24 protein-coding genes and 1 pseudogene are annotated in these 25772 nt (G+C 73.4%); 12 read left to right on the forward strand and 13 right to left on the reverse strand.

The window, feature by feature from the left end:
* Window positions 1-8: 8 nt before the first annotated feature.
* On the reverse strand, window positions 9-776 hold the full coding sequence (locus tag BM223_RS06610; protein WP_052138896.1) for a class I SAM-dependent methyltransferase: 768 nt from the start codon (window positions 774-776) through the stop codon (window positions 9-11).
* Between the two features lie 301 nt (window positions 777-1077).
* Here BM223_RS06610 and BM223_RS06615 point away from each other — a divergent pair, with 301 nt between their 5' ends.
* A complete protein-coding gene (locus tag BM223_RS06615) occupies window positions 1078-2439 on the forward strand; it encodes an MFS transporter (protein ID WP_082003741.1) in 1362 nt (453 codons plus the stop codon).
* A 188-nt stretch (window positions 2440-2627) separates the two neighbouring features.
* On the opposite strand, the pseudogene BM223_RS30215 reads toward BM223_RS06615, so the two are convergent.
* Window positions 2628-3617: pseudogene (locus BM223_RS30215) on the reverse strand (DUF222 domain-containing protein); the annotation flags it as partial.
* Between the two features lie 234 nt (window positions 3618-3851).
* Here BM223_RS30215 and ahcY point away from each other — a divergent pair.
* The 8 genes from ahcY (at window position 3852) to BM223_RS06660 (ending at window position 13606) form a co-directional block, all read left to right on the forward strand.
* A complete protein-coding gene (gene ahcY, locus BM223_RS06625) occupies window positions 3852-5294 on the forward strand; it encodes an adenosylhomocysteinase (RefSeq protein WP_038680664.1) in 1443 nt (480 codons plus the stop codon).
* 76 nt (window positions 5295-5370) lie between these two features.
* Window positions 5371-6078 (forward strand): MtrAB system response regulator MtrA, encoded by a 708-nt coding sequence (gene mtrA, locus BM223_RS06630; protein WP_038680662.1) that lies wholly within the window; start codon window positions 5371-5373, stop codon window positions 6076-6078.
* Window positions 6050-7804, forward strand: coding sequence for an MtrAB system histidine kinase MtrB (mtrB, locus tag BM223_RS06635; RefSeq protein ID WP_235318972.1), 1755 nt, complete (start codon window positions 6050-6052; stop codon window positions 7802-7804). The genes mtrA and mtrB overlap by 29 nt, the downstream gene beginning before the upstream one ends.
* On the forward strand, window positions 7801-9537 hold the full coding sequence (locus tag BM223_RS06640; protein ID WP_038680660.1) for an LpqB family beta-propeller domain-containing protein: 1737 nt from the start codon (window positions 7801-7803) through the stop codon (window positions 9535-9537). Before mtrB ends, BM223_RS06640 begins: the two co-directional genes overlap by 4 nt.
* A 62-nt stretch (window positions 9538-9599) precedes the next feature.
* The gene (locus tag BM223_RS06645) at window positions 9600-10340 is read left to right on the forward strand and encodes a ComF family protein (RefSeq protein WP_052138895.1); all 741 of its coding nucleotides are present in this window, start codon (window positions 9600-9602) and stop codon (window positions 10338-10340) included.
* 520 nt (window positions 10341-10860) lie between these two features.
* On the forward strand, window positions 10861-11484 hold the full coding sequence (gene hpf / locus BM223_RS06650; protein ID WP_038680659.1) for a ribosome hibernation-promoting factor, HPF/YfiA family: 624 nt from the start codon (window positions 10861-10863) through the stop codon (window positions 11482-11484).
* Window positions 11485-11584: 100 nt separating this feature from the next.
* Window positions 11585-12244: a response regulator gene (locus tag BM223_RS06655; protein ID WP_235318970.1), complete on the forward strand. Its 660-nt coding sequence runs from the start codon at window positions 11585-11587 to the stop codon at window positions 12242-12244.
* Between the two features lie 150 nt (window positions 12245-12394).
* Complete coding sequence (locus tag BM223_RS06660) at window positions 12395-13606, forward strand: winged helix-turn-helix domain-containing protein (protein WP_038680655.1); 1212 nt, start codon at window positions 12395-12397, stop codon at window positions 13604-13606.
* Between the two features lie 4 nt (window positions 13607-13610).
* Here the strand turns inward: BM223_RS06660 and fdxA are convergent, their stop codons facing one another.
* The 11 genes from fdxA to BM223_RS06715 form a co-directional block, all read right to left on the reverse strand.
* Window positions 13611-13931 (reverse strand): ferredoxin, encoded by a 321-nt coding sequence (gene fdxA, locus BM223_RS06665; protein ID WP_038680653.1) that lies wholly within the window; start codon window positions 13929-13931, stop codon window positions 13611-13613.
* A complete protein-coding gene (locus tag BM223_RS06670) occupies window positions 13928-14173 on the reverse strand; it encodes a 4Fe-4S dicluster domain-containing protein (protein ID WP_038680651.1) in 246 nt (81 codons plus the stop codon). The genes fdxA and BM223_RS06670 overlap by 4 nt, the downstream gene beginning before the upstream one ends.
* Window positions 14173-14898, reverse strand: a complete 726-nt coding sequence (locus tag BM223_RS06675) for a GntR family transcriptional regulator (RefSeq protein ID WP_052138893.1) — start codon at window positions 14896-14898, stop codon at window positions 14173-14175. Before BM223_RS06675 ends, BM223_RS06670 begins: the two co-directional genes overlap by 1 nt.
* On the reverse strand, window positions 14891-15706 hold the full coding sequence (locus tag BM223_RS06680; protein WP_082003740.1) for a thiamine pyrophosphate-dependent enzyme: 816 nt from the start codon (window positions 15704-15706) through the stop codon (window positions 14891-14893). Before BM223_RS06680 ends, BM223_RS06675 begins: the two co-directional genes overlap by 8 nt.
* 2 nt (window positions 15707-15708) lie before the next feature.
* Window positions 15709-16815, reverse strand: a complete 1107-nt coding sequence (locus BM223_RS06685) for a hypothetical protein (protein ID WP_038680649.1) — start codon at window positions 16813-16815, stop codon at window positions 15709-15711.
* Window positions 16812-17414 (reverse strand): 2-oxoacid:ferredoxin oxidoreductase subunit gamma family protein, encoded by a 603-nt coding sequence (locus BM223_RS06690; RefSeq protein WP_052138892.1) that lies wholly within the window; start codon window positions 17412-17414, stop codon window positions 16812-16814. The genes BM223_RS06685 and BM223_RS06690 overlap by 4 nt, the downstream gene beginning before the upstream one ends.
* Before the next feature lie 64 nt (window positions 17415-17478).
* Complete coding sequence (locus BM223_RS06695; protein ID WP_038680647.1) at window positions 17479-18183, reverse strand: ABC transporter ATP-binding protein; 705 nt, start codon at window positions 18181-18183, stop codon at window positions 17479-17481.
* Window positions 18180-18968 (reverse strand): ABC transporter ATP-binding protein, encoded by a 789-nt coding sequence (locus BM223_RS06700; protein WP_038680645.1) that lies wholly within the window; start codon window positions 18966-18968, stop codon window positions 18180-18182. Before BM223_RS06700 ends, BM223_RS06695 begins: the two co-directional genes overlap by 4 nt.
* Entirely contained in the window at window positions 18965-19930 is a 966-nt protein-coding gene (locus BM223_RS06705) for a branched-chain amino acid ABC transporter permease (RefSeq protein ID WP_052138891.1), read from the reverse strand. Before BM223_RS06705 ends, BM223_RS06700 begins: the two co-directional genes overlap by 4 nt.
* Window positions 19927-20799: a branched-chain amino acid ABC transporter permease gene (locus BM223_RS06710; RefSeq protein ID WP_038680643.1), complete on the reverse strand. Its 873-nt coding sequence runs from the start codon at window positions 20797-20799 to the stop codon at window positions 19927-19929. The genes BM223_RS06705 and BM223_RS06710 overlap by 4 nt, the downstream gene beginning before the upstream one ends.
* Window positions 20796-21986: an ABC transporter substrate-binding protein gene (locus BM223_RS06715; protein WP_052138890.1), complete on the reverse strand. Its 1191-nt coding sequence runs from the start codon at window positions 21984-21986 to the stop codon at window positions 20796-20798. Before BM223_RS06715 ends, BM223_RS06710 begins: the two co-directional genes overlap by 4 nt.
* Before the next feature lie 120 nt (window positions 21987-22106).
* Between BM223_RS06715 and BM223_RS06720 the strand changes: the two genes are divergently transcribed.
* The 3 genes from BM223_RS06720 to BM223_RS06730 are packed head-to-tail and all read left to right on the forward strand — an operon-like array spanning window position 22107 to window position 25671.
* Window positions 22107-23219 (forward strand): zinc-dependent alcohol dehydrogenase, encoded by a 1113-nt coding sequence (locus BM223_RS06720; RefSeq protein WP_141267575.1) that lies wholly within the window; start codon window positions 22107-22109, stop codon window positions 23217-23219.
* Window positions 23216-24715, forward strand: coding sequence for a class I adenylate-forming enzyme family protein (locus tag BM223_RS06725; RefSeq protein WP_038680641.1), 1500 nt, complete (start codon window positions 23216-23218; stop codon window positions 24713-24715). Before BM223_RS06720 ends, BM223_RS06725 begins: the two co-directional genes overlap by 4 nt.
* On the forward strand, window positions 24712-25671 hold the full coding sequence (locus tag BM223_RS06730; RefSeq protein WP_052138888.1) for a zinc-dependent alcohol dehydrogenase: 960 nt from the start codon (window positions 24712-24714) through the stop codon (window positions 25669-25671). Before BM223_RS06725 ends, BM223_RS06730 begins: the two co-directional genes overlap by 4 nt.
* Window positions 25672-25772: the final 101 nt, after the last annotated feature.

A 25772-nucleotide genomic window follows, 5' to 3' on the forward strand; every position in this document is an offset into this window, starting at 1 on the left:
CGACGAGATTACTGGCTGGCCGGCGGCGCCGGCCGGACGGGGCCGCTGGCCGGAACGGCGTGGCAGAGAACGGCGTGGCAGAGGAGGAGGTGGTGCTCGCCGTCGGTCCAGGTCCGGTGCCGGCGGAGGGTGAGGCCGTGCGGGGTGAGGACGGCGGTCAGCTGGGCGACGGTGGCGTAGGCGTCGTGGCGGCGGGCCGGGACTGGGGTCGGGGTTGAGGTCGGGGCTGCGGCGGGGGCTGGCGTTGGGGCCGGCGCGGGCGGGGTCGCGGGATCGGTGAACGTCGCGGTGACGAGGTGGCCCCCGGGCCGGAGCACCCGGACGCACTCGGCGAGCGCCGCATCCGCGGCCGCCGCGGAGGGCAGCAGGTGGAGCGCGGTCACCAGCGTGATGACGTCGACGGAGGCGTCCGCCAGCGGGAGCGAGGTGGCGTCCGCGCGGACGAACGTGGCCGCCGGCGGGGGGAGGGCGGCGGTCGCGATCCGGAGCATCCCCGGGGACAGGTCGATGCCGACCAGGCGGGCTGCCGTGGGCGTGGGGGTGGGGGTGGGCGCGGCGAGGGCGCGCAGGACGAGGCCGGTCCCGGTGGCGACGTCCAGCACGACGGGACGGCGCTGGTCGTGCGGGTCGGGGGCGGCGTCGAGGGCCTCGGTGACGAGGCCGGCGACGGCGGTGGCGAGGGCGCGGTGGAGCGGGCCGTCGTCGTACGTGGGGGCGCGGTGGTCGTAGTGGCGGACGACGGCCTGGCGCTGCGCCCGGTCGCGATCGAGGTCCACGCGACCATGATCCGCCGCGCCGACCGGGACCGCCGAAAAGCGGTGGGCCGGGCGTGGCGCGGCGCCCTAGGGTGGAGCCATGTCGAGTCCCGAGGCATCCAGGACCGGGGCGTGCGGTCGTCACCGCACGTCCCTGCACGACTGAGCAGCCGAGCCCGGGCCTGAGCCCGAGTGGCGCCGCGCCGGTGTGGCGCGGTGCGACGCGGCCGCTGCTCGTCGGTGGCGGTGGGGCGCGTGGTGGCGAGCGAGATCTCCGCTCGTTCCGTCTCGTCCGTCCCCTTCGTCCCTCCTGGGAGTCTCGATGCCTCTTCCGCTGTACCTCCTTGCCGTGGCGGTGTTCGCCATGGGCACGTCCGAATTCGTCCTGGCCGGCCTGGTGCCGGACCTGGCCGCCGATCTCGACCGGCCGGTGGCGGCCGTGGGGCTGGCGACCCCGGCGTTCGCGATCGGGATGGTCGTCGGTGCGCCACTGACGGCGGCGCTCGCGCGGCGGTGGCCGGCGCGGCGCAGCCTGCTCGGGTTCGTGCTGGTGTTCGCCGCGACGCACGTGGTGGGCGCGCTCGCCGCGGACCTGCCGCTGCTGCTGGTCACCCGGGTGGTGGCGGCGCTGGCGAACGCGGGCTTCCTCGCCGTCGCCCTGAGCACGGCGACCACCCTGGTCGCGCCGGAGCGGCGGGGGCGGGCGCTCGCCATCCTCCTCTCCGGGACGACGCTCGCCACGGTGCTCGGCGTCCCCGCCGGAGCGCTGGTGGGCACGGTGCTCGGCTGGCGGGCGACGTTCTGGGCGATCGCGCTGCTGTGCCTGCCCGCGGCGGTCGGGGTCCTGGTGGGGGTGCCGCGGCGCCCGGGCGGCGGGGAGCGGCCGGCACCGTCACCGGCTTCGGCACCGGCACCGGCACCGGCACCGGCGCCGACACCATCGCCCTCGTTGCGGGCCGAGCTGGGCGTGCTGGGCCGGCCGCGGGTGGTCCGGGCGCTGGCGCTGGCGGCCCTGGTGAATGCGGCGACGTTCGCGGGGTTCACCTTCGTGGCGCCGGTGGTCGTCGGGCCGGCGGGACTGGCGGAGCTGTGGGTCCCGGTGGCGCTGGTGCTGTTCGGGCTCGGGTCGTTCGCGGGGGTCACGCTGGCCGGGCGCTGGGTCGACTCCCACGTCGACACCCACGTCGACACCTCCGCTGACGTGGACCCTGGGCCCCGCCCGGGCGCGGGTACGACCACGGGCGGGGTGCCCCGGGCGGCGCTCGTGGCGGTGCCGGTCGGCTGGACGGTCCTCGCCCTGGTGGCCGCGTGGCCGGGAGCGCTGCTGGCGGCGGTGCTGGTCCAGGGGGCGGTGTCGTTCGGGGTCGGGACCGCGCTGATCGCACGCTGCCTGCGGGAGGCCGAGGCGGCGCCGACGATGGCGGGCGCCTACGCAACGGGAGCCCTGAACGTGGGGGCGGTGGTGGGTCCGCTGGTGGCGGCGGGCGTCCTGACCGCAGCCGGCACCGGCGCCCTCGCACCGCTGTGGGTCGGCGCCGGGCTCGGGGTCGCGGCCGTGGTGGTCGCCACCGCGACGCCGGAGCAGCGCCAGAGCGGGGTGAGCTCGGTGCGATCGACGTCCAAGGGGTGGGTGCCGCGGTGGTCGACCAGGAAGAGCAGCCGGCGCGGCGAGCGCCAGAGGTAGCTGCCCGGCCCGAGGGTGACGTAGCGCCAGGCGCTGAACGTCTTGGCCCGGTGGTGCCGGCGGCAGAGGGGGACCAGGTTGCAGGGGCAGGTGGGGCCACCGTCGCCGTGAGGCACCGCGTGGTCGAGGTCGCAGCGGCCGGCCCGGGTGGTGCAGTGGGGGAAGCGGCAGGTGGGATCGCGCAGGGCGACCCTGGTCCGCAGCCGGTCGGGCACCTCGTAGGAGGTGACCGGGACGTGCTCGGCCAGGTCGACCACCGGCCGCACGACGACCGAGCTCCCGGCCACCTGGAGCCACTCGCGCACCTGGTCCGGGCTCACCGGGCAGGCGCCGTCGTCCCAGCGGGCGACCGGGTTGGCGGGGTCGTCGGTCAGGTGGACGTTGAGCACGACCTTGCGTCCGGGGGCGCCGTCGAGGTCGAGCAGGAGGTCCTGCCGGGCGATCTCGCCGACGGCGATCGACCGCCGGACCTCGAGCGGCTGCTCGTTGCCCAGCCGGCCGAGCTGCACCGCACGGCGCCGGACGGCGAGGTCGAGGTCGTGGCCGTCGGCGGCGTCGAGGGTGCCGCTGAGCTGGACCAGGCCGTCGGTGTCGGGCTCGTCGACGTCGAGACGGCGCCGGCTGGCGGCGGCGATCCGGCGGGCCTCGGCCGCGGCCGGGTCGAAGCGGCGCACGGCCTCGTCGACGAGGCGGCCGAGCTGGGCCCAGCCGACCGCGGTGACGTCGTAGAGCTGGCGGTCGACGAAGGCGGCGGCCGGAGCGCAGAGCGGGCGGGTGAGGTCGGCGATCCGCTCGGCGCGCCAGGGCGCGAGCCGGCCGGCGGCGACGGCGGCGTAGACGTGGGGGAGCCGCCAGGCGCACTCGACGACGCGGCCGACGAAGGCGCGCCCGCCGTGGGCGGAGCGGCCGAGCGCGGAGACGAGCTCCATGGGGTGGTAGTCGCTGACCAGGGGAGCGCCGTCGCCGGCGATGGGCACGCCGGTGTCGATGACGCCCTCGGTGAGGGTGGCCGCGCCCTCGGGCGTGGCGAGGACGTGGCGCTCGGCCCAGGCGACGATGGCGTCCCACTCGGCGACGACGAGCGTCTCGCGGCTGCGGACGCCGCTGCGGATGGTGTGGAGGAGGTCGGCGGGGGTGTGCTCGGGGAACAGGGCGGTGACGGTGGCGGTGGTGGTCATGGGACCACTTCAGGGGGAGGGGGCGAGGGAAACCGGGGGGAGGAGGGGTGGGCTGTGGAGAGAGGGGTGGGGAGGGGTGGGTGGGGAGGGAAAGTGGACGTTTCCGGAGATTCAGCGGGCCTCGGACGGCGCTTGTAGGGTGGGGACCGTCATGCGCGGGAGATCCCGACGATGCGCAGATGCGCCGCAGGACCCAGATTTGTCTGACGACAATCGAACTCGAGGATCACTTTCATGGACTACAAGGTTGCCGACCTGAGCCTGGCCGAGTTCGGCCGCAAGGAGATCGAGCTCGCCGAGCACGAGATGCCCGGCCTGATGGCGATGCGCGCCCGCTACGGCGCGGACCAGCCGCTCAAGGGCGCCCGGATCGCCGGCTCGCTGCACATGACCATCCAGACCGCCGTCCTGATCGAGACGCTGACCGCCCTCGGCGCCGACGTCCGCTGGGCGACCTGCAACATCTTCTCGACGCAGGACCACGCCGCCGCGGCCGTCGTCGTCGGCAAGGACGGCACCGCCGAGGCGCCGGCCGGCACGCCGGTGTTCGCGTGGAAGGGCGAGACGCTCGCCGAGTACTGGGACGAGGCCGAGAAGGTCTTCGACTTCACCGACGCCGACGGCAACAAGGTCGGCCCCAACATGCTCCTCGACGACGGTGGCGACATCACCATGCTCGTCCACCTCGGCCTCGAGTACGAGAAGGCCGGCGTCGTGCCGGGCCAGGACTCGACGGACAACGAGGAGTTCAAGGAGGTCCTCCGGGTCCTCGCGCGCTCCGTCGCCGCCGACCCGACCCGCTGGACCACCATCGCCGCGGGCATCAAGGGCGTCACCGAGGAGACCACCACGGGCGTGCACCGCCTGTACGAGCGCTTCAAGGAGGGCTCGCTCCTCTTCCCGGCGATCAACGTCAACGACTCGGTCACCAAGTCGAAGTTCGACAACAAGTACGGCTGCCGCCACTCGCTCGTCGACGGCATCAACCGCGCCACCGACGTCATGATCGGCGGCAAGGTCGCGGTCATCTGCGGCTACGGCGACGTGGGCAAGGGCTCCGCGGAGTCGCTGCGCGGCCAGGGTGCGCGCGTCATCGTCACCGAGATCGACCCGATCTGCGCGCTGCAGGCCGCGATGGACGGCTACGAGGTCAAGCGCCTCGAGTCCGTCGTCGAGTACGCCGACATCTTCGTCACCACGACCGGCAACTACGACATCATCAAGGTCGAGCACTTCGAGAAGATGAAGAACCAGGCCATCGTCGGCAACATCGGCCACTTCGACAACGAGATCGACATGGCCGGCCTCGCGAAGATCCCGGGCATCGTCAAGGACGAGATCAAGCCCCAGGTCCACCAGTGGATCTTCCCCGACGGCAAGAAGGTCATCGTCCTCTCCGAGGGCCGTCTGCTGAACCTCGGCAACGCGACCGGCCACCCGTCGTTCGTGATGTCGAACTCCTTCACCAACCAGGTGCTCGCCCAGATCGAGGTCTTCACCAAGACCGACGAGTACCCGGTCGGCGTCTACGTGCTGCCCAAGCACCTCGACGAGGAGGTCGCCCGGCTGCACCTCGACGCCCTCGGCGTCGAGCTGACCGAGCTGACCAAGGAGCAGGCCGCCTACATCGGTGTCGACGTGGCGGGCCCCTACAAGCCCGAGCACTACCGCTACTGAGCTCCCAGCACGCCGCGCGAGCCCCGCACCCGTCAGGGTGCGGGGCTCCGCGCTTCTCCCACCTAGGATTGACCGCATGACCCCGTCTGCCAGCGCGCCGTACCCCACCCGGGGCCGCGTCCTCGTCGTGGACGACGACGCCCCGCTGGCCGAGATGCTCGGCATCGTGCTGAGCCAGGAGGGCTTCGAGAGCCGGGTCTGCCCGCGCGGCGACCTGGCGCTGGCGGCGTTCCGCGACTACCGCCCCGACCTGGTACTGCTCGACCTGATGCTGCCGGGCCGCGACGGGATCGACGTGTGCAAGGAGATCCGGGCCGAGTCCGGGGTGCCCATCGTGATGCTGACGGCGAAGGGCGACACGGTCGACGTCGTCGTCGGGCTCGAGTCGGGCGCCGACGACTACGTCGTCAAGCCGTTCAAGCCCAAGGAGCTGGTCGCCCGCATCCGGGCCCGGGTACGGCGCACCGAGGCGGTGCCGCACGAGACGCTGGCCATCCGCGACGTCGAGATCGACGTGGCCGGGCACGCGGTCACCCGCGGGGGCGAGGAGATCTCGCTGACGCCGCTGGAGTTCGACCTGCTGCTGTGCCTGGCCCGCAAGCCGGGGCAGGTGTTCAGCCGGCAGGTGCTGCTCGAGGAGGTCTGGGGCTACCAGCACGCCGCGGACACCCGGCTGGTCAACGTGCACGTCCAGCGGCTGCGGTCCAAGGTGGAGCACGATCCCGAGCACCCCGAGATCGTCCTGACGGTGCGTGGTGTCGGGTACAAGGCCGGCTCCGCCTAGCGGCGCGGCGCGGGTCGGGCGTGCGCTGCTCGACCGGCTGCGGCGGCTCTGGGGCTGGCTGGCGCCGCGGCTGCGGCGCGCGCTGACGTTCTGGCGCCGCTCGATCCAGGCCCGGGTGGTGGCGAGCACCCTGGTGCTCTCGGCGGTCGTGATCAGCGGCGTGGGCTGGATCCTGCTGCAGCAGACCCGCGACGGCCTGCTGCGCCATCGTGCCGAGGTGGTGCTGGGCGAGGTGGACGCCGAGGTGTCCGACGCCCGGGACCGGCTCGAGGCGGCGTCCGGCACCGAGGTCAACGCCGGCCGCCAGCAGCGCGACCTGGTCGACCCGATCATCGAGCGCGGGGTCAGCCGCGGGTACGCCGTCGTGCTGGCGGGTCCCGAGGGCGACGACCCGCCGCTGCGCACCGGCGGCGGCGAGTACACGAGCGGGCTCGACCTGGTCAGCGTGCCGCGGAGCCTCGAGGACCACTTCGACGGCGTCAACCGGCCCACGGCGTGGACCTACACCGACATCGTGCGCCGGCCGCGGGACGCGACCACCGGTGTCGAGGGGCCGACCACGCGGGTGCCGGGGATCATCGTCGGCTCCCAGGTCCAGCTGCCGTCCGACGGCAAGACCTACACGCTCTACTTCCTGTTCCCGCTCACCGAGGAGAAGGACACGCTCGGCCTGGTCACCCGTGCACTCCTGACCGCCGCCGGCCTGCTGCTCGCGCTCGTCGCGGGGCTCACCTGGGTGGTGACCCGGCAGGTGGTCACCCCGATCCGGATGGCCCGCCAGGTCGCCGAGCGGCTCGCCGCGGGCCGGCTCCAGGAGCGCCTGCAGGTGGCCGGCGAGGACGACATCGCCCGGCTGGCCTACTCCTTCAACCAGATGGCGACCAACCTGCAGCGCCAGATCCGCCAGCTCGAGGAGCTGAGCTGGGTCCAGCGCCGGTTCGTCTCCGACGTCTCCCACGAGCTGCGCACGCCGCTGACCACGGTCCGGATGGCCTCGGACGTCCTCCACGACGCGCGCGAGCAGTTCGACCCCGGCACCGCGCGCGCCGCCGAGCTGCTCCAGGCCGAGCTCGACCGCTTCGAGAACCTGCTCGTCGACCTGCTGGAGATCAGCCGCTTCGACGCCGGCGCCGCCGTCCTCACTCCCGAGAACGTCAACCTCGGTGACGTCGTACGTCGGGTCGTCGCCGCCGCCCAGCCGCTGGCCGACCAGCGGGGCATCCGGGTGGTCGTCGAGGAGCCCCGCGTCCCGGTCCGCGCCGAGGTCGACGTGCGCCGCGTCGAGCGGATCGTGCGCAACCTGGTCACCAACGCGATCGACCACGCGCTCGTCGACGACCCCGACGAGGCGGTCATCGTCCGGCTCGCCTCCGACGACGAGGCGGCGGCGATCACCGTCCGCGACCACGGCATCGGGCTGGCGCCCGGGGAGGCCTCGATGGTGTTCAACCGGTTCTGGCGCTCCGACCCGGCCCGGACCCGCACCAGCGGCGGCACCGGCCTCGGCCTGGCCATCGCCCAGGAGGACGCGCACCTGCACGGCGGCTGGCTGCAGGCCTGGGGACGCACCGGCCAGGGGGCGCAGTTCCGGCTCACCGTGCCGCGCCACAACGGCGGCACGCTGCGGCACAGCCCGCTCCCGCTGATCCCCGAGGACGCCGCGTCCAGCGATGCCGCCGTGGTCGGCCCGGGCACGGTCGTCCCGGCGCGCGAGGAGGAGCGATGAACCGCCGGATCGTCAGCCTGGCCGCCGTGATCGCGCTCGCGGTGGTCCTGTCGGGCTGCGTCTCGCTGCCGACCAGCGGACCGGTCGTCGAGAGCGGCGGCACCAACCGCACCGACACCCGCCGGGCCAGCGACATCGACGCCCGGCCGCCCGGCGCGGGCGCCACCCGGACCGAGGTGATCACCGGCTTCCTCGACGCGATGACCGCGTGGCCGATCCAGACGAGCGTCGCCAAGCAGTACCTCACCGGCGAGGCCTCCGCGGGCTGGAACCCCGAGCAGGAGACCGTCATCTACAGCGACTCGCTGCCGGTGCGCGAGACCGCGGGCTCGGTCTCGGTCCAGCTCACCGCCGCGGACCGGCTCGACCAGATCGGGGCCTGGCGGGGCGCGATGCCCAAGGACGAGCTCACCCTGACCTTCCACCTCGCCATCGAGAACGGCGAGTTCCGGATCGCCGACCCGCCCGACGCGCTCGTCGTCCCGGCGTCGTGGTTCCGGCAGCGCTACCGCCAGGTCTCGCTCTTCTACTTCGACCCGCTCGCGCAGATCCTCGTCCCGGAGCCGGTGTTCGTGCCGCTGGGCGACCAGCTCGCGTCGAGCCTGGTCTCGGCGCTGCTCAGCGGACCGCCGCCGCTGGCGCGGGGGATCGTCCGCTCGTTCCTGCCCCCCGGCCTGACCGTCGGTCTCTCCGTGCCCGTCGACGACGAGGGCATCGCCCACGTGACGCTGGTCGGCGAGGCGCCGAAGGTGACCGCCGAGGAGGCCGAGCTGATGCTCGCCCAGCTCGCCTGGACGCTGCGCCAGGACCCGAGCATCACCGCGCTGCGGGTCAACCTCGACGGGACCGACCTGCCCCTGCCCGGTGGCGCCTCGCAGTACTCCGTCGAGTCGGCCTCCGCCTTCGGCCCGGCCGGACCGGGCTCCGGGCACCAGGTGTACGGGATCAGCCGCGGCCGGCTCGTCTCCGGCCCCCTCGGCGAGCTCTCGGTCGTCACCGGCGACTTCGGCGCGGACGACGCGGGGCTGGTCGCCGTCGCCGTCCGGCCCGACGGCGAGCGGGTCGCCGGCGTCGACCTCGGCGGTCGCCGGGTCCGGGTCGGGCCCCTGCGCGCCGACTCCGCCGAGGCGCTCACGACGGTGCTCAGCGGGGGCCAGTACGCGCGGCCGAGCTGGGACAGCGTGGGCCGGCTGTGGGTCCTCGACCGCCGCTCGGGAAGCGCCGTGGTGTGGCTCGTCGAGGACGGCGAGGCCCGCCAGATCGACGTCGCGGGGGTGACCGGCGCCCGCGCCCGCTCGCTCATCGTGAGCCGCGACGGCACCCGCCTGATCGCCGTCGTCCGCGGTCCCGACGGCGACCGCGTGCTCGGCGCCCGGGTCGTGCTCGGCGCCCGCGGCAGGGTCGGCCTGACCCACGAGGCGTCCGTCGTCCGGCCGCCCGACGGCAGCCGGATCGCCGACCTCTCCTGGACCAGCCCGATCCAGATCGGCCTGCTCGCGCCGACCTCGCCCGGCGTGCTGTCCGAGGTCGACGTGGTCTCCGCCGACGGGGCCACCGTCGGCGTCGACGCGCTCTCGACGATCGTCACCGGACGGGTGATCGGCTTCACGGCGTCCCCGGTCGCCGACACCCCGATGCTCGCCGTCTACGGCGACCGCTACATCGACGTCGTGCGCCAGGAGTCGTACGACGCCGGGTCCCTCCCGCTCACCCAGCTCGACTACGCCGGCTAGGTCCTCCACAGGCCGCGGCCCCGCGCTTGCCCGGCCGGCCGGGGCTTGGTGAGGTGGCGGACGTGCCCGCCCTGCCCGTCCTGCCTCAGCTCGCCGACGCCTTCGCCGACCTCGTGCTCGGCTCGCGCTGCGTCGGCTGCGAGCGGCCCGGGCGCGCCCTGTGCCCCGCCTGCTGGACCGCACTGCCCGACGTCGCGACGCCCCACGGCACCGTGCCGCCGGCGACCGGGACGGTGACCACCTTCGCCGTCGGCGACTACGACACCGTGCTGCGCGCGCTCGTGCTGGCCCACAAGGAGCACCGGGTCCTCGCGCTCACCCGGCCCCTCGGCCGGCTGCTCGCCCGCTCGGTCCGCGCGGCGCTCGACGACGCCGCGGTGCCGGCCGGGAGCGGACCGGTCCTCCTCGTGCCGGTGCCCTCCCGGCCCGCCGCCGTGCGCCACCGCGGGCACGACCCGACCCTCGCCATGTCCCGCGCCGCCGCCCGCGCGCTCGGCCCCGGCGTGCGCGTCGCCCGGCTGGTCCGGGTCCGCCCCGGCGCCGGTCTCGTCGACCAGGCCGGGCTCGGTGTCGCCGCCCGCGCCGCCAACCTCGCGGGGACGCTCACCGCACCCGCGGGCGTCGTCCGGAGGGTGGGGGAGCGGTGCCCCCGCGCTCACGTCGTCCTCTGCGACGACGTCCTCACCACCGGCGCCACGCTGCGCGAGGCACAGCGCGCGCTCCGTGCCACGGGGGTGCCCGTGCTGGCCGCCGCGACCGTCGCCGCGACCCGGCGCAAGGTCGCCGTCCCGAACTTCGGGTGAAGGCTTTCTTCGTCACCACCGACGGACTAACGTCTGGTCATGGAGTCCGCCCGGGTCCGTGGTTGCGTCGCCCAGGCCGGGCGCGAGCCCGTCCAGGTGTGGCAAGCCGATGCCAGTCGCAGGCGAAACGGCCCACGTAAGCCGGCCCCCGGGTCGGTGATCACGGTGCGGCTTAGTCGTCAGTCCTGCCTCGGTCCGGACGTCAGATACGTCCGGCTCCGGGAGAAGGTCAGTAGTGGCAACAAGCTGCGAGAGCCTCAGCAGGCGGGTGTGGGGGAGAAGACCAGGTCGGCCGGGCGGAACTCCTCTCTCTTGGGCGCGAGCGCGTCTTCGACGCTTCGAACCGGCAGCAAGCTGCCCGACGAGCGGCTCTCGACGCGCTGCCGCGCTCGCAGTCGGTATTCCACCGGCGCCTCGGGCGCCCCTTCCTTTCCGTCGGTCGAGCACACGGCCGACGAGCAGACGTCCCGCCCCGGATGGCGGGAGAACCCATCACACCGAAAATCCTTGGAGGTATCTGATGGACGTCGTGGTCACTGGACGGCACTGCGAGATCTCGGACCGGTTCCGAGAGCATGCCGCTGAGAAGCTCGCGAAGCTGGAGAAGCACGATCACCGCATCATGCGGGTGCACGTGGAGGTGGATTGCGAAGCCAACCCGCGCCAGCACGACCATTCCGTCCATGTGGAGCTGACGGCCTATTCCAAGGGGCCGGTGATCCGCGCGGAGGCGTCCGCCGACGACAAGATGGGCGCCCTCGACCTGGCCCTCGACAAGATGGCTGCGCAGATGCGCAAGGCTGCCGACCGGCGCCGGGTGCACCGGGGACGGCGGACGCCCGTCTCGGTGGGCAAGGCGCTCTCCGACGTGCAGGTCGAGACCGAGACCGAGAACGACGACGTCGCCATCGAGCGGCAGGTCGGGCCGATCACGGTGACCGGCGACGGGCCTCTCGTCGTCCGCGAGAAGACCCACCCGGCCAACCCGATGACGCTCGACCAGGCCCTCTACGAGATGGAGCTCGTCGGGCACGACTTCTACCTGTACGTCGACAAGGAGAGCGAGCGGCCGGCCGTCGTCTACCGCCGTCGCGGCTACGACTACGGGGTCATCTCGCTCGACATCGGGGGCGCCGAAGGCTGATCCACAATGGTCTGGACCGCTGCGCACGCCGAAGTCGTGCCATGATGCCGCTGTGGCGAGTGGGACTTCACCGGATGCCACAGGGCCGGGGGGGCAACCTGTGAGCGAGCCGGTACGTGTGGTGGTGGTCGACGACCAGGAGCTCTTCCGGCGTGGCCTGACGATGCTGCTGGGCATCGAGGACGGCATCGACGTCGTCGGCGAGGCCAGCAACGGCATCGACGGGGTCGCGCTCGTGACGAGCTCCGCGCCGGACGTCGTCCTGCTCGACGTACGGATGCCGAAGCAGTCGGGCATCGAGGCGTGCGTCGCGATCAAGGAGGCGGTCCCGACGACGAAGATCATCATGCTGACCGTCTCCGACGACGAGGCCGACCTCTACGAAGCGGTCAAGAGCGGCGCCTCGGGCTACCTCCTCAAGGACTCGTCCATCGAGGAGGTGGCCCAGGGCATCCGCGTGGTCGCCGACGGGCAGTCGCTGATCAGCCCGTCGATGGCGGCCAAGCTCATCGACGAGTTCAAGACCATGTCGAAGCCCGACCGGGCGACGGGCCCCGCCCTCAAGCTCACCGAGCGTGAGCTCGAGGTGCTGCGGTTCGTCGCCCGCGGGCTGAGCAACCGCGACGTCGCGGCCCAGCTCGCGATCAGCGAGAACACGGTCAAGAACCACGTGCGCAACATCCTGGAGAAGCTGCAGCTGCACTCGCGCATGGAGGCGGTCATGTACGCCGTCCGCGCGAAGCTCGTCGAATTGGACTGATCTGACTCGCGCGAGCGCGTCGCTCGGGCCTCGCGCCGCGCTGCCGCGCGCGCAGTCGAGGCCTGCGCGGGGCGAGGTTCGCCGAGCGGCCAGCCGGTCGGCACGACTGACTCCCGGCCGGCTGTCGGCGCCGCCTCCTAGGGTGGCGCCGTGAGTACGCAGTCACTGTCGCTGTCGCAGGCCCGCCGGATCGCGCTGGCCGCGCAGGGCTTCCTCGACCCGCCGCACGCCGTCCCGACGCTGCGGACGTTCGACCGCACCCTCGCGCGCACCGGCGTCCTGCAGGTCGACAGCGTCAACGTGCTGCAGCGGGCGCACTACATGCCGCTCTACTCGCGGATGGGTGCCTACGACGCCGAGCTGCTGCGGCGGGCGGGCTCGGGCCGGAGCCGGCGGCGGGTGGTGGAGTACTGGGCGCACGTCCAGGCCTACATGCCGGTCGAGCTGTGGCCGGCGATGAGGCACCGGATGGACGACTACCGGGGGCGACGGGGCAAGTGGTTCACGGTGTCCGAGGGCGACGAGCTCGAGACCGCGCTGATCGCCGAGATCACCGATCGGGGGGCGAGCACCGCGCGTGAGCTGGACGACGGGCTGCCGCGCGCCAAGGAGCACTGGGGCTGGAACTGGTCGCGCACGCGCCGGATGCTCGACTACCTCTACATGACCGGCGAGCTCGCGATCGCGGGGCGCAACAGCCAGTTCGAGATCCGCTACGACCTGCCCGAGCGGGTGCTGCCGGCGGCGGTCCTCGACCAGCCGGCGTTGAGCAAGGCCGACGCCCACCTCGAGCTCGTACGACGAGCCGCGCGCTCCCACGGCGTCGGCACGGTCCAGGACCTGGCCGACTACTACCGCATCCGGGCGGGCGACGCCCGGCCGGCGGTCGACGCGCTGGTGGCCTCCGGTGAGCTCGAGCCGGTCCAGGTGGCCGGGTGGCAGCGGCCGGCGTACCTGCACCGCGAGGCGCGGCTCCCGCGCCGGGTCCGGGCCCGCACCCTGCTGAGCCCCTTCGACCCCGTCGTGTGGGAGCGGGCGCGCGCCGAGGCGCTGTTCGAGTTCTTCTACCGGATCGAGATCTACACGCCGCCCGAGCGGCGGGTGCACGGCTACTACGTGCTGCCCTTCCTGCTCGGCGAGCGGATCGTCGGCCGGGTCGACCTCAAGGCCGACCGGGCGACGTCCCGGCTGCTGGTGCAGTCGGCCTGGTCCGAGCCGCACGCGCCCGCCGACACCGCGGCCGAGCTGGCCGCCGAGCTCGAGCGGATGGCGGGGTGGCTGGGGCTGGCCGAGATCGTGGTGGCGCCGCGGGGCGACCTGGCGCCGGCCCTCGCGGTGGAGGTCAGCAGCCAGGCCGCCTGAGCGATCAGGCCGAGGCCACCGGCAGCGCCGCCACCACCGGGTGGTCGTGCGCCACCACCCCGAGCGCCCCCGCCCCACCCGGCGAGCCGAGGTCGTCGAAGAAGCCCGTGTTGACGGCGAGGAAGTCCTCCTGCCCGGCGGGCAGGTCGTCCTCGTAGTAGATCGCCTCGACCGGGCAGACCGGCTCGCAGGCGCCGCAGTCGACGCACTCCTCGGGGTGCACGTAGAGCATCCGGGTGCCCTCGTAGATGCAGTCGACCGGGCACTCCTCGACGCAGGAGCGGTCCTTGACGTCCACGCAGGACGCCGAGATCACGTAGGTCATGCGCGCGGCGCCTTCAGCCGGTAGACGTCGAAGACGTAGTCGGGGCAGACCATCTGGCAGGCGGTGCAGCCGGTGCAGCCGTCGTGCAGGAGTGGGTAGCGGTAGCCCATCTCGTTGACGTCGGTCGACATCTCCAGCACCGACGGCGGGCAGGCGGCGATGCAGAGCTCGCAGCCCTTGCAGCGGTCGGCGTCGATGACCAGGGTGCCGCGGGTGACGCGGCCGTTCTCGGTGGTGGCCATCAGGCCTCTCCTTCGGGACGGACGAGGTTGCCGACGGTGAGCAGGTCCTCGACGGTGACGTCGAGGGCGTCGCCCTCGCTGTCGGGGAGGACGCCGCGGTCGCGGAGCACGCGCACGGCGTGCTCGCCGGTACCGACGACGTGGCGGACGGTGGCGGTGACGGCGGCCGCGGGGGTGTCGTCGCGGAAGGCCTCGAACTCGGCGCGGAAGAGGCTCCGCTCCTGCTCGAGGTCGTCCTCCATGGACAGTCGCGAGGCCACCCGGACCAGACCGTTGAAGGTCCGCAGCAGGGAGCGCAGGTGCGGTCCGCCGGCCGCGCGGGCGATGACCCGGCGGAAGCGCTGGGCCTGCTTCTCGAACTCGTCGACCGAGCCGGCGGCGAGGGCCGCCTCGGCGGCCTCGGTCAGCTCGGCCCAGACCTCGGGGTCGCGGCGCGAGACGACGGTGCGGGCGGGCAGCGCGGAGAGCAGGGCGTAGAGCGTGAACCCCTCGCGGACGTCGGCCACGCCGATCTCGGCGATGAACGCCCCGCGGTGGTAGGGCATCTCGACCAGCCCGTCGCGCTCGAGCTGGATGAGCGCCTCGCGGATGGGGGAGCGGCTCACGCCCAGGCTCTTGCCGAGGGCGTCGAGGTCGATCCGGTCGCCGGCGGCGAGCTCGCCGCTGATGATCCGCTGGACGACGACGTCCGCGACGGCCTGGCTCGTGTTGGCCCGCTCAAGCATGCACTGCCTCCTGGGTCTGGGGTTCGGGGCTCTTCAGCTCACCGATCGGGTAGACCGGCTCCATCGACGAGCCCTGGTAGTCGGCGCCCTCGGCGGCCGGGACGAACCAGCCCGTCGGGCACATGGTGAGGATCTCCACGAGGGAGAGCCCGTTGCCGTCGAGCTGCGACTGGACGGCGCGCTTGATCATCCGCTTGGTCTTCGCGACCGCGGCCGGCGTGGAGACGGCGCCGCGGGCGACGTACCCGCTGCCCTGGAGCGAGGCGACCATGTCCGCGATCGGGATGGGGTAGCCGTGCTGCTCGGCGTTGCGTCCCTCGAGGCTGGTCTTGGTCCGCTGGCCGAGCACCGTGGTCGCGGTCTGCTGGCCGCCGGTGTCGCCGAAGACGCCGTTGTTGAGCAGGATGCAGGTGATGTTCTCGCCGCGGGCCGCCGAGTGGAGGATCTCCTGGAGGCCCTCGTTGACCATGTCACCGTCCCCCTGCAGGGTGAAGACCACCGAATCGGGCCGCATCCGCTTGATCCCGGTGGCACAGGAGGGGGCGCGGCCGTGCAGGCATTGTAGGACGTCCACGTCCATGATCCGGACGAAGCTGCCGTAGCAGCCGTGTCCCACGACGCCGATCGAGCGGTGCACGACGTCGAGGTCCTGCAGCGTCTCCAGCAGCAGCCGCAGCGCGACCGGCTCGCCGCACCCGGGGCACAGCGAGTGCTCGCCCAGGATGAGGGACGGCGCGCCGGCGGCGGCCTTCGAGGCCGGCGGCGGGGGAGCGGTGCGGGTGTCGATGGTGATGTCGGTCGTGGCCATGGTCAGCTCCTCGCAGTCGGGACGGCAGCGGCGGGCTCGGCGTGCTCGGCGTGCTCGGCGAGGATCCGCTCCCGGATCACGGGCGCGTCGAGCAGCGGTCCGAAGGCCAGCCCGGACTCGTCGATGCTCACCCCGCCGATGAACCGGATGGTGTCGCGGTCGTGCGCCCACTGGCGGACGTCGTCGATCATCTGCCCGGCGTTGAGCTCGAACACGAGCACCCGCTCCACGCCGCGGGTGGCCTCGGCCAGGGCCGCGCCGGGGAAGGGCCACAGGGTGATCGGGCGGAACAGGCCCACCCGGTGGCCCTCCTCGCGCAGCTCCTCGACGACGTACTCGGCGAACTTGGCGGCCGAGCCGAAGGCGACGACGAGCGTCTCGGCGTCCTCGGCGTGCACGGTCTCGTGGCGCGCCTCGACCTGCTCGATCTCGGCGAACTTGGCCGCGACGCGGCGCCACTGGCCGTCGGGGCCCGGGCCGGGGTCGTTCTTCTTGCCCATCGCGAACGTCCAGACCTGGCGCGAGCTGCCGGTGCCGCTGGCCGAGCCGTCGAGGGCCCAGTCCTTGGCGGGCAGCTCAGGGAGGTCGAGCGGAGCGACGTCGACGCCGACGAGGGTCTTGGCGAGCAGGTCGTCGCCGTAGAGGATCACCGGCGCGCGGTGCTTGTCGGCGAGGTGGAAGAGCAGCTGGGTGTGCTCGACGGCCTCGGTGATGTCCTTGGGGGCGAGCGTGATGGTGCGGTAGTCGCCCCAGCCGCCGCCGCGGGTGCACTGGTAGTAGTCCTGCTGGTTGCGCGCCATGTTGAAGACGACGAGGGGCGTCTCGTTGAGCGCGGCCTCGGCGATGGTCTCCTGCATGAGCGCGATGCCCTGGCCGCACGAGCCGGTCGCCGCGCGGAAGCCGGCGGCCGAGGCGCCGAGCGCCATGTTGGCGCCCTCGATCTCGCTCTCGGCGTTGATGCAGACGCCGCTGGCGTCCGCCATCTCGCGCGACATCGCCTCCAGCAAGGGGGTGAAGGGCGACATGGGGTAGCCGGCGAAGAACTTGCAGTCGGCGGCGAGCGCGGCGCGGGTGATGGCGACGCTGCCCTGCAGCAGCTCGAGGGTCACGTGAGGGCTCCTGCGGCAGTGGGGACAGAGGTGACGTGGGCGGCTCCGGCCTCGAGGGCGCGGGCGTTGCCCTCGGCGTGCTGGCGGCGGTACGGCGGCAGCAGCGCGGTCATCGTCGCGACCAACTCGTCGTGCCCGGCCGCGCCGGTCAGCGCGCAGTAGGCGCCGAGCATCGCGAAGCCACCGGCCTGGGCGGCGCCGGCCTCGCGGGCCAGCACCGTGGCCGGTACCCGGACGACGTGCTCGCGGTCGGCGAGGAACTCCTCGGGAGCGACCGACGAGTTGACCAGGGTGAGCCCGCCGGCGGCCAGCCGGGCGAGCGTGTTCTCGCTGAACCGGTCGTGCATGAGGATCGCCGCGTCGGCGCGGGGCACGATCGGCAGCGCCCGCAGGGGAGCGTCACCGACCACGACCGTGGCCTGGGTGGGTCCGCCGCGCATCTCGCCGCCGTACTCGGCGCCGAGCATGGCGTAGCGCCCCTGCGCGGTCAGGGCCTGCGCGAGCGTCTTCGCCAGGAGCTGGATGCCCTGGCCACCGATGCCCGAGACCATCAGGGCGTGCTCGCGGCCGCGCGGGCCGGTCGTGCTCGTGGGGCTCATGGTCGTGCCTCACCTCCTACTTTGAATTTAATATGCAGAACGGGGAGCGGCAACGTGACGCGGGTCACCCGACGGCCAGCCCGAGGGCGCGCTCGTACGCCGACTGCAGCGGCCGGTGGCCGCCCTCGACCTCCGCGACGACGCGGCCGCGGACGAGCACGTAGCCCCGGTCGACGACGTCGCGCAGGCCGACCAGGTCGGGCGCCGCCACGAGGACGGCGAGCCCGTCGTCGGCGAGCGCGCGCACGGTCGTGGCGAGCTGCTGCACGATGAGCGGCGCGAGCCCGGTGACGAGCTCGTCGAGGAGCAGCGCGCGGGGGCGGCCCATGAGGGCGCGGGCCACCGCGAGCATCTGCTGCTCGCCGCCGCTGAGGACGCCGGCCAGGCTGCTCCGGCGCTCGGCCAGGATCGGGAAGCGCTCCTCGGCGGCCGCCACCGAGCGTGCCGGGAGGCGGAGCTGGTCGGCGCCGATGAGCAGGTTCTCGCGCACGGTGAGGCGCGAGAAGAGCTGCCGGCCCTGGGGGACGAGCGCCAGCCCGGCCCTCGTACGCCGTCCGGGCGACCAGCCGTCGACCCGCTCGCCGTCGAGGCGCACCTCGCCGGTCGAGCGGACCGTGCCGCACGTGGCGAGGACGGCGCTGCTCTTGCCGGCGCCGTTGGGCCCGACGAGGGCGGTCACCTGCCCGGGTGGCACGGACAGCGCGATGTCGTCGACGGCGAGCGCGCCGCCGTACCGGACGAAGAGGCCGGCGATCTCGAGCGCGGTCACGACGCGACCTCCTCGGGGGCGGTGCCGAAGTAGACGCGCTGCATCTCCGGACTGGCCAGGCAGTCGGCAGGACTGCCCTCGAAGGCGACCCGGCCGCGCTCCATGAGCATCACCCGGTCGGCGAGCGTGGTCACCAGGTCGACGTTGTGGTCGACCAGGATCACGCCGTGCCCGGCGCCGCGCAGCACCTCGATCACCCGGGTGGTGCCGGCGACGCCGTGGGCGTCGGCGCCGGCGAAGGGCTCGTCGAGGAGCAGCACGCAGGGCTCGGCCCCGAGTGCCCGACCGACCTCGACGAGACGCTGCTCGCCGAGGGTGAGGTCGCGCGCGTGCCGGTCGAGCCCGGAGATCCCGACCGACGTGGCGAGGCGCTCGGCCAGGGCCCGGTCGGCCGGTGCGTGCGGGCGGAGGATGCCGCGGACCAGGCCCGCGAGGAGCCGGCCCAGGCCGCGGTGCCGGGCGGCGTACGCACCCAGCAGCAGGTTGTCGGCGACGCTGAGGTCGAGCGCGAGCTGCGGGTGCTGGAAGGTCCGGGCCAGCCCCTGGGCGGCGCGGTGGGCGGCGCCGCCGCGCAGCGGGCTGCCGGTGAGGACGAGCTCGCCGGTGTCGGCGTCCTGGGCGCCGGTGACGAGGTCGACCAGGGTGGTCTTCCCGGCGCCGTTGGGCCCGATCAGGCCGAGCACCTCGCCGGCGTGGAGGGTGAACGACACGTCGCTCACGGCGTGCACGCCGCCATAGCTCTTGCTCAGGCCGCTGCCGGAGAGCAGGGGGTCGGCGGTGGTCATGTGCGGGCACCTCGCTTGGTGACGGTGGTGAGGAGGGTGGTCCCGCCGCGGGCCGCGGTGCCGGCGAAGCCGAGCACCCCGCGTGGGAAGAGGACGAGGATGACGAGCACGCTGAGCGACACCAGGAGCGTCCCGCTGGAGGCCAGCGAGTCGACGTTGAGCGTCAGGTGGACGACGATCGCCGCGCCGAGCACGGCGCCCCACGGGTTGCCGATGCCGCCGATCAGCGGCATGAAGACGGCGAGGAAGATGACGTTGACGCTGAACGTCTCCGGGTTCACCGCGCCGACGTACGTCGTGAAGAGAGCGCCGCCGAGCGAGGCGATCGCCGCACCGGCGCCGAGCGCGACGAGGTTGAGCACCGAGACCGAGACGCCGGCGGTGTCGACCGCGATCGGCACCTCCCGCGAGGCCCGGATGACCACGCCCCACGGGCTGCGCCGCAGCCGGTCGAGGGCGAGCGCGAGGACGCCGGTCAGCACGACCGCCATCAGCACGGTCTGCTGCGGGGAGGGCTCCCAGCCGCCGAAGCTCAGCAGGGGGAGGCCGACGATGCCGCTCGGACCGCCGGTGACGCCGAGGTTGCCGAGCAGCTGGATGAAGGCCTCCGCGAAGAGCAGCGTCACCGCGCCCAGGTAGAAGCCGGAGAGCCGCATCGTCGCCGCGCCCAGGACCACGGCGATGATCGCGGCCACCGGGGGTGCCACGAGCATGCCGAGCCAGAGCGGCCATCCCGCGTGCGCCGTCCCGATGGCGACGGCGTACGCGCCGGTGGCGGCGTAGGCGCTGTAGGACAGCGACAGCGAGCCGGCCAGCACGAACGGCACGTACATGCCCAGCGCGACGAGCGCGTAGGTCAGCATCGTGACGAGCAGGCTGCTGCGGTAGAGGTCGCTGCCCGCCCACACGACCAGGAGCACGAGGCCGAGCACGCCGGCCACGTTCGGGAGCCGGGCGCTCATACCCGCACCCTCGGTGCGAAGACGCCCTCGGGGCGGAAGGCGAAGAAGAGCATGGCGACGACGACGAGGCCGTAGGCGAGCACGTCACCTCCGAAGTAGAAGGGGATGAAGACGTTGGCTAGCGCGAGCAGCGCCCCGCCGAGCAGCGGCGCCCACACGGTGCCCGTGCCGCCGATGACGAGCGCCAGGAAGCCGGTGATCGTCCAGTGCAGGGCGTTGTCGGGGCTGACCCCGCTGCGGCCGGCGAACGTGATCCCGGCCAGCGCCGCGATCAGCCCGGCCGCGGCGAACGACAGGAGCCGCGCGGTGTTGATCGGCAGGCCCAGGACTCGCGCGGCGTCGGTGTCGTTGCCGATCGCCCGGGTCAGCCGGCCGAGCCGGGTGCGCTGCAGCGCGAGGTACGACAGCGTGAACAGCGCGGCCGTGATCACCACGATCGGGACGACGGTCGAGCCGACCCGCGCCGAGCCGACGCTGAACGGTGCGGTCGACCAGAACGGCTGGCCCGACCGGGCCTCGTGGCCCAGGAAGAGCCCGCTGAGCTGGATGATCGTGAACAGGCTGGCGCCGACCGCGACGAGGGCGGACAGCTCGCCCTCGCCGCGGGCCTGGACCGGACGGACCACCGCCAGCTCCATCACCACCGCGATCGCGATCGCCCCGAGCACCCCCACCACGCCGGCCAGGGGCCGGCTCAGGCCGTGCTCGGTGACCAGCCAGCTGCCGGTGAAGGCGGCCGCCATGGCGATCGCGCCGATGCCGAAGTTGAAGAACCCGGCGCCGGTCAGGTTGAAGTAGAACGCCAGGCCGAGAAGGGCGAAGAAGCACCCGTTCTCGACCACGGCGATCCACAGCTGGGGGTTGGTCATGCCGCGCAGTCCGGCTCGTAGCCCGACCATGGGCCGGCGACCTGGTTGTCCTTGTCCCACTCGACCAGGACCAGGCCGCAGATGCCGTCGGCGCCCAGGTGCTTGTCGTCCCCGAACGAGAGCGTGAAGCCGGGATAGCCCGAGCTGGCGACGAAGCCGGTCACCTCCTGGATGGCGGCGTTGAGCTTCTCGCCGTCGGTGGTGCCGGACTCCTCGATCGCCTGCTTGAGGATCTGCACCGCGTCGTACGACTGGGTCCAGAAGTTGTTGACCCGGAAGTCGGCGCCCTCGGTCTCGGCGAAGAACTGGGCGACCTCGACGGTCCTGGTGTTGGTGTCGGTCGTGCCGGCCAGCCCGACCAGGCCCTCGAGGGCGCCGGGCTGGGCCTGCGCCCAGGCGGACGGGAGCGAGCTCAGCAGCAGCTCGGTGAACCGCGGGACGCCGGGCAGCTGCTGGTGCAGCGTGTTCTGGGCGAGGACGTCGAAGTTGGCGTTCTGGGTCGCGACCAGGACGGCGTCCGGGCCGGCGTTCTTGATCTTGGCGACCTCGGCGCTCAGGTCGGTCGCGTCGATGGCGCCGTTGACGACGTCGAGGTCGACGCAGTCGAGGCTGTCGATGAGGCCCTTGTTGAACTGCACCTGGGAGGGCGAGCTGTCCTGGAGGAAGGCGACCTTCTTGGCGCCGAGCGAGTCGAAGGCGGCGCAGTAGACCGTCGCCCAGTCGGAGGTGGGCGTGCCGAGCTGGTAGAGGTAGGTGTTGCTCGGCGGCTCGGTGACCTGCGGGTTGGCCGCGACCGGCATGAAGACCGGGATCTTGGTCCGCTCGATGAGCGACTTGGCCTGGAGCACCCCGGCACTGCTGGTGAGCATGAGCAGCGCGTCGGCCCCCTGGCTGACGAGCTTCTGGATGACCGTGGGGGTCTTGGTCGGGTCGCTCTCGTCGTTGCCCTGGACCACCTTGACCTTCTTGCCGTCGATCCCGCCGTCGGCGTTGACCTGGTCGATGGTCTCCTTCGTCGCCGTGCACGCGGGGGTCGCGTAGCCGGCGCCCGGACCGGTCGTGTCGCAGACCAGCCCGATCACCACCGTGTCGCCGTTGTCGTCGTCGCCCGAGGAGCCGCATCCGGTGAGCGCCGTGCCGACGGTGAGCGTCAGCAGTCCGGCGATCGTCGCCCTGAATCGGGTCACTGTGCCTCCTGAATTTCAGATCTTGAACAATGTATTCAAAATGCAGTGGGCGTGATTAGATCACCGTGACGTGGGTTACACAAGCCCCCCGGCTCGGCCCCGAGAGGAAGGAACGATCCGTTGCAGGCAGTCGTCGTGAAGCCCGGTTTCGTCGTGGACGTCGCCGAGGTGCCCGAGCCCCGGTGCGGCCCCGGGGACGTCGTGATCGCGGTGCGCCGGGTCCAGCTGAGCGTCACCGAGTGCATGCTCCTGGCCGGTGCGGACGTCGCCCTGAGCGACCAGCTCGCCCGGCGCCTGGAGGACGGGCCGCTGCAGTTCGGCGGGCACGAGTTCGCCGGCGAGATCATCGCCCTGGGGACGGCGGTCGACCCCGAGGCGACCGGGCTGCGGGTCGGCCAGCGGGTGACCGCGGTCGAGACGCTGCCGTGCGGGACCTGCGCGGCCTGCCGCCGTTCGTGGGCCGGCGCGTGCGTCGCGCCGGCGATCATCGGGTTCACCCGGCCGGGCGCGCTGGCCGAGCGGGTCGTCGTCCCGGCGTCGGCGGTGGTGCCGGTGCCCGACGGCGTCTCGCTCTCGGCGGCCGCGGCGATCCAGCCGCTCGCCGGGGCGGTGCACGCGCACGCGGCGCTCGATGTACGGCCGGGGGAGTCGGTGCTCGTGCTCGGCGGCGGCGTGATGGGGCTGCTCGGCGTCGCGGTCGCCCGGCACGGCAACGCCGGCCTGGTCGCACTCTCGACGCACAGCCCGCGCAAGCTCGAGCTGGGGCGGCGCTTCGGTGCCGACGCGCTGATCGACGCGGGCTCCGACGTGCTCGCCACGGCGCTCGAGCTGACCGACGGCATCGGGTTCGACGTCGTCCTCGAGACGGCGGGCGGCAGCGCGGACGTGGGCCTCGCGGGCTTGAGCACCGTCGAGCTCGCCGCCCAGGCGGTACGACGGGGCGGGCGGATCGCGATGGTCTCGGTGCTCGACGCGCACGCGCCGCTGCCGACCGGGCTGCTGCGCAGCAAGTCGGTCACCCTCGTGCACCCGCGCTCGGGGGCCGGTGACTACGCGAGCGGCGCCAGCGTCTTCGAGCACTCCTTCGGACTCGTCCAGCGGAACCTCGTCGACCCCGATGCCCTGATCACGCATACGGTGCCGGGACTGGGGGCGATCCACGAGGCGATGGACATCACCCAGCACAAGAGCCGGTACGGCGCGATCAACCCCGCACAGATGGAGCTGTCGTGAGTCTCGACCTCGGAACCACCGTCGCCGGCGTCGCCCGGGTCCGCCCCGACGCCCTCGCCGCCACGCTCGGCGCGCAGCAGGTGCGCTTCGGCGAGCTCGACCAGGCGGGCAACCGCACGGCTCGTGCCTTCGCGGCGCTGGGCATCGGCACCGGCGACACCGTCGCCTGGTGGGGATCGCCGTCGCTGCGGGCGCTCGACGGCTTCCTCGGCGCAGGGCGGCTCGGCGCGATCTTCGCGCCGCTCAACCCGCAGCTGCCGGCGAGCGAGCTGGCCGGCGTCCTCGACTACGTGCGACCGCGGCTGCTCGTCACCGACCTCGACCACCTCGACGAGGCCGAGCAGCTCGCCCGCGAGCGCGAGCTGCCGCTCGCCGTCTTCGACGCCGACGGCCTGGTGCCCGGCGCGGACCTGGACGCGTTGTGCGCCCGCCTGTCCGGCGGGCCGCTGGGGACGGCGGTCGACGACCGGCTGCCGCACATCCTCTACCTGACCAGCGGCAGCACCGGACGACCCAAGGGCGCGCTGGTCAGCCACCGCGCGAGCTGGCTGCGCTCGGCCGCGGGCGGCGGCACGTTCGGCCAGGCGATGCGCGGGCGCACCGGCCTGGTCACGGCGTTCCCGCTGTTCCACTACGGCGGCTGGCACTACGTGATGGAGGCGTGGCAGAACGGCCGCGCCATCCACCTCGTGCACCGCGCCGACCCGGCCGAGCTGCTCACCGCCGTCGAGCGGTGGCGCGCGTCGGCGTTCTACGCCATCCCGGCCGTGTGGGAGCGGGTCCTCGACGCGACCGACGTCGCGGCTGACCTGAGCTCGCTGCACCACGCCGACACCGGCACCTCGCGGATCTCCGAGACCCTGCTGGAGCGGATCAAGTCCCGCGTGCCGCAGGCGACGACCACCGTCCTCTACGGGACGACGGAGGCCGGCTCGATGGCCCGGCTGCACGACGCGCACGCCCACCTCGGCACCCGCTCGGGCAGCGTCGGGCTCGCCACGCCGCCGTCGCTGCTGTGGACGAGCGACGAGGGGGAGATCTGCGTGGCCTCGCCGACGCTGATGAACGGCTACCTCGACCGGCCGGACGAGACCGCCGCGGTGCTGGTCGACGGCACCTACCGGTCCGGCGACGTCGGGCACCTCGACGAGGACGGCTACCTCTTCATCACCGGCCGGGTCAGCGAGCTGATCCGCAGCGGCGGCGAGACCGTGTGGCCGACCGAGGTCGAGGCCGCGCTGCGCGGTCTGCCCGGGGCCGAGGACTTCGCGGTGGTCGGCGTCCCCGACGACAGGTGGGGCGAGATCGTCTGCCTGGCGGTGCGCTCGTCCTCGGTGCTGCCGGACGTCGACGCGGTGCGTCAGCTCCTCGACGGACGCCTCGCGCGGCACAAGCACCCGCGGCTGGTCGTGGGCGTCGACGCGATCCCGCGGACGCTCGCCACCGGCCAGGTGCAGCGCCGGGTGCTCGCCGCCCAGATCGGCGACGCCCGGTGAGGGCTGCGCTCGTCACCGGCCCGAGCCGGCTCGAGGTGGTCGAGGTGCCCGATCCGGCGCCGGGGCCGGGCGAGGTGCTCATCCGGACCGAGGTCGCCGCGATCTGCGGCTCCGACCTGCACCTGGCCGCCGAGGGCGGGAACGGGATGCCCGGCAGCCCGGGCCACGAGGCGGTCGGGGTCGTGGTCGAGAGCCGTTCCGCCTCGCTCGTGGTCGGGACCCGGGTGCTCTGCACGCCGCCCGCGGCGGTGGCGGCGTGCTTCGCCGACCTCCAGGTGCTGCCGCCCTCGGCCGTCGTCCCGGTCCCGGACGGGGTGCCGGCCGACCGGCTCGTGCTCGCCCAGCAGCTCGGCACGGCGATCTTCGCGATGAAGCGCTTCTGGCCCGCGACCGCCGAGCCGCGCGCGGCCGCCGTGGTCGGGACCGGTCCCGCGGGGCTGGCGTTCGTCCAGCTGCTGCGGCGCGCGGGCTTCGACCAGGTGATCGCGAGCGACCTGTCGCCCGCGCGCCTGGCCACCGCGACGTCGTACGGCGCGACGACGGTGGTGCACGCCCCCGACGACGACGTCGTCGCCGTGGTCGACGAGCTGACCGGCGGCGCCGGCGTCGAGCTCGCCATCGAGGCCGCCGGCACCGCCGCCACCCGGCACCAGGCGATGCGGATGGTCCGCGACGAGGGCCGGATCGGCCTCTTCGGCCTCTACGGCGACGACGAGCTGGAGACCTGGCCGATGCGGGCGGTCTTCCGCAAGCGCGCCACCCTCGACATGACCTGGAACGCCCAGCTCGAGGACGGGCTCGCGTCGTTCGCCGAGGCCGTCGAGATCGTGTCCGCCGCCGCCCCGGACGCACCGACGATGCTCAGCCACACCTTCGGACTCGAGGACGTCGCCGAGGCCTTCGCCCTCGCCGGCGACCCGTCCCGGGGCGCCGGCAAGGTGGCGCTGGCGTTCTGAGCGCGCTCCCGCCCGGCCCCTGCGCCCGGCCCCCTGCCCCTGCGCCCGGCCCCTGCCGCTGTAACACGCTGTCCACGTTGCTGGTCGGCGGTTGTCGTCCC

Origin of the sequence: Pimelobacter simplex, from assembly GCF_900114845.1 — a bacterium.
GTDB classification, from domain to species: domain Bacteria; phylum Actinomycetota; class Actinomycetes; order Propionibacteriales; family Nocardioidaceae; genus Nocardioides; species Nocardioides simplex.

Bases quoted from the DNA above. Each gene is read 5' to 3' on its own strand.
- fdxA (WP_038680653.1), bottom strand. From the start codon at position 13,931: ATGACCTACGTGATCTCGGCGTCCTGCGTGGACGTCAAGGACCGCTCC.
- BM223_RS06615 (WP_082003741.1), top strand. From the start codon at position 1,078: ATGCCTCTTCCGCTGTACCTCCTTGCCGTGGCGGTGTTCGCCATGGGC.
- BM223_RS06710 (WP_038680643.1), bottom strand. From the start codon at position 20,799: ATGACCAACCCCCAGCTGTGGATCGCCGTGGTCGAGAACGGGTGCTTC.
- BM223_RS06670 (WP_038680651.1), bottom strand. From the start codon at position 14,173: ATGGCCACCACCGAGAACGGCCGCGTCACCCGCGGCACCCTGGTCATC.
- BM223_RS06675 (WP_052138893.1), bottom strand. From the start codon at position 14,898: ATGCTTGAGCGGGCCAACACGAGCCAGGCCGTCGCGGACGTCGTCGTC.
- ahcY (WP_038680664.1), top strand. From the start codon at position 3,852: ATGGACTACAAGGTTGCCGACCTGAGCCTGGCCGAGTTCGGCCGCAAG.
- hpf (WP_038680659.1), top strand. From the start codon at position 10,861: ATGGACGTCGTGGTCACTGGACGGCACTGCGAGATCTCGGACCGGTTC.
- BM223_RS06705 (WP_052138891.1), bottom strand. From the start codon at position 19,930: ATGAGCGCCCGGCTCCCGAACGTGGCCGGCGTGCTCGGCCTCGTGCTC.
- BM223_RS06640 (WP_038680660.1), top strand. From the start codon at position 7,801: ATGAACCGCCGGATCGTCAGCCTGGCCGCCGTGATCGCGCTCGCGGTG.
- mtrA (WP_038680662.1), top strand. From the start codon at position 5,371: ATGACCCCGTCTGCCAGCGCGCCGTACCCCACCCGGGGCCGCGTCCTC.
- BM223_RS06680 (WP_082003740.1), bottom strand. From the start codon at position 15,706: ATGGCCACGACCGACATCACCATCGACACCCGCACCGCTCCCCCGCCG.
- BM223_RS06700 (WP_038680645.1), bottom strand. From the start codon at position 18,968: ATGACCACCGCCGACCCCCTGCTCTCCGGCAGCGGCCTGAGCAAGAGC.
- BM223_RS06690 (WP_052138892.1), bottom strand. From the start codon at position 17,414: ATGAGCCCCACGAGCACGACCGGCCCGCGCGGCCGCGAGCACGCCCTG.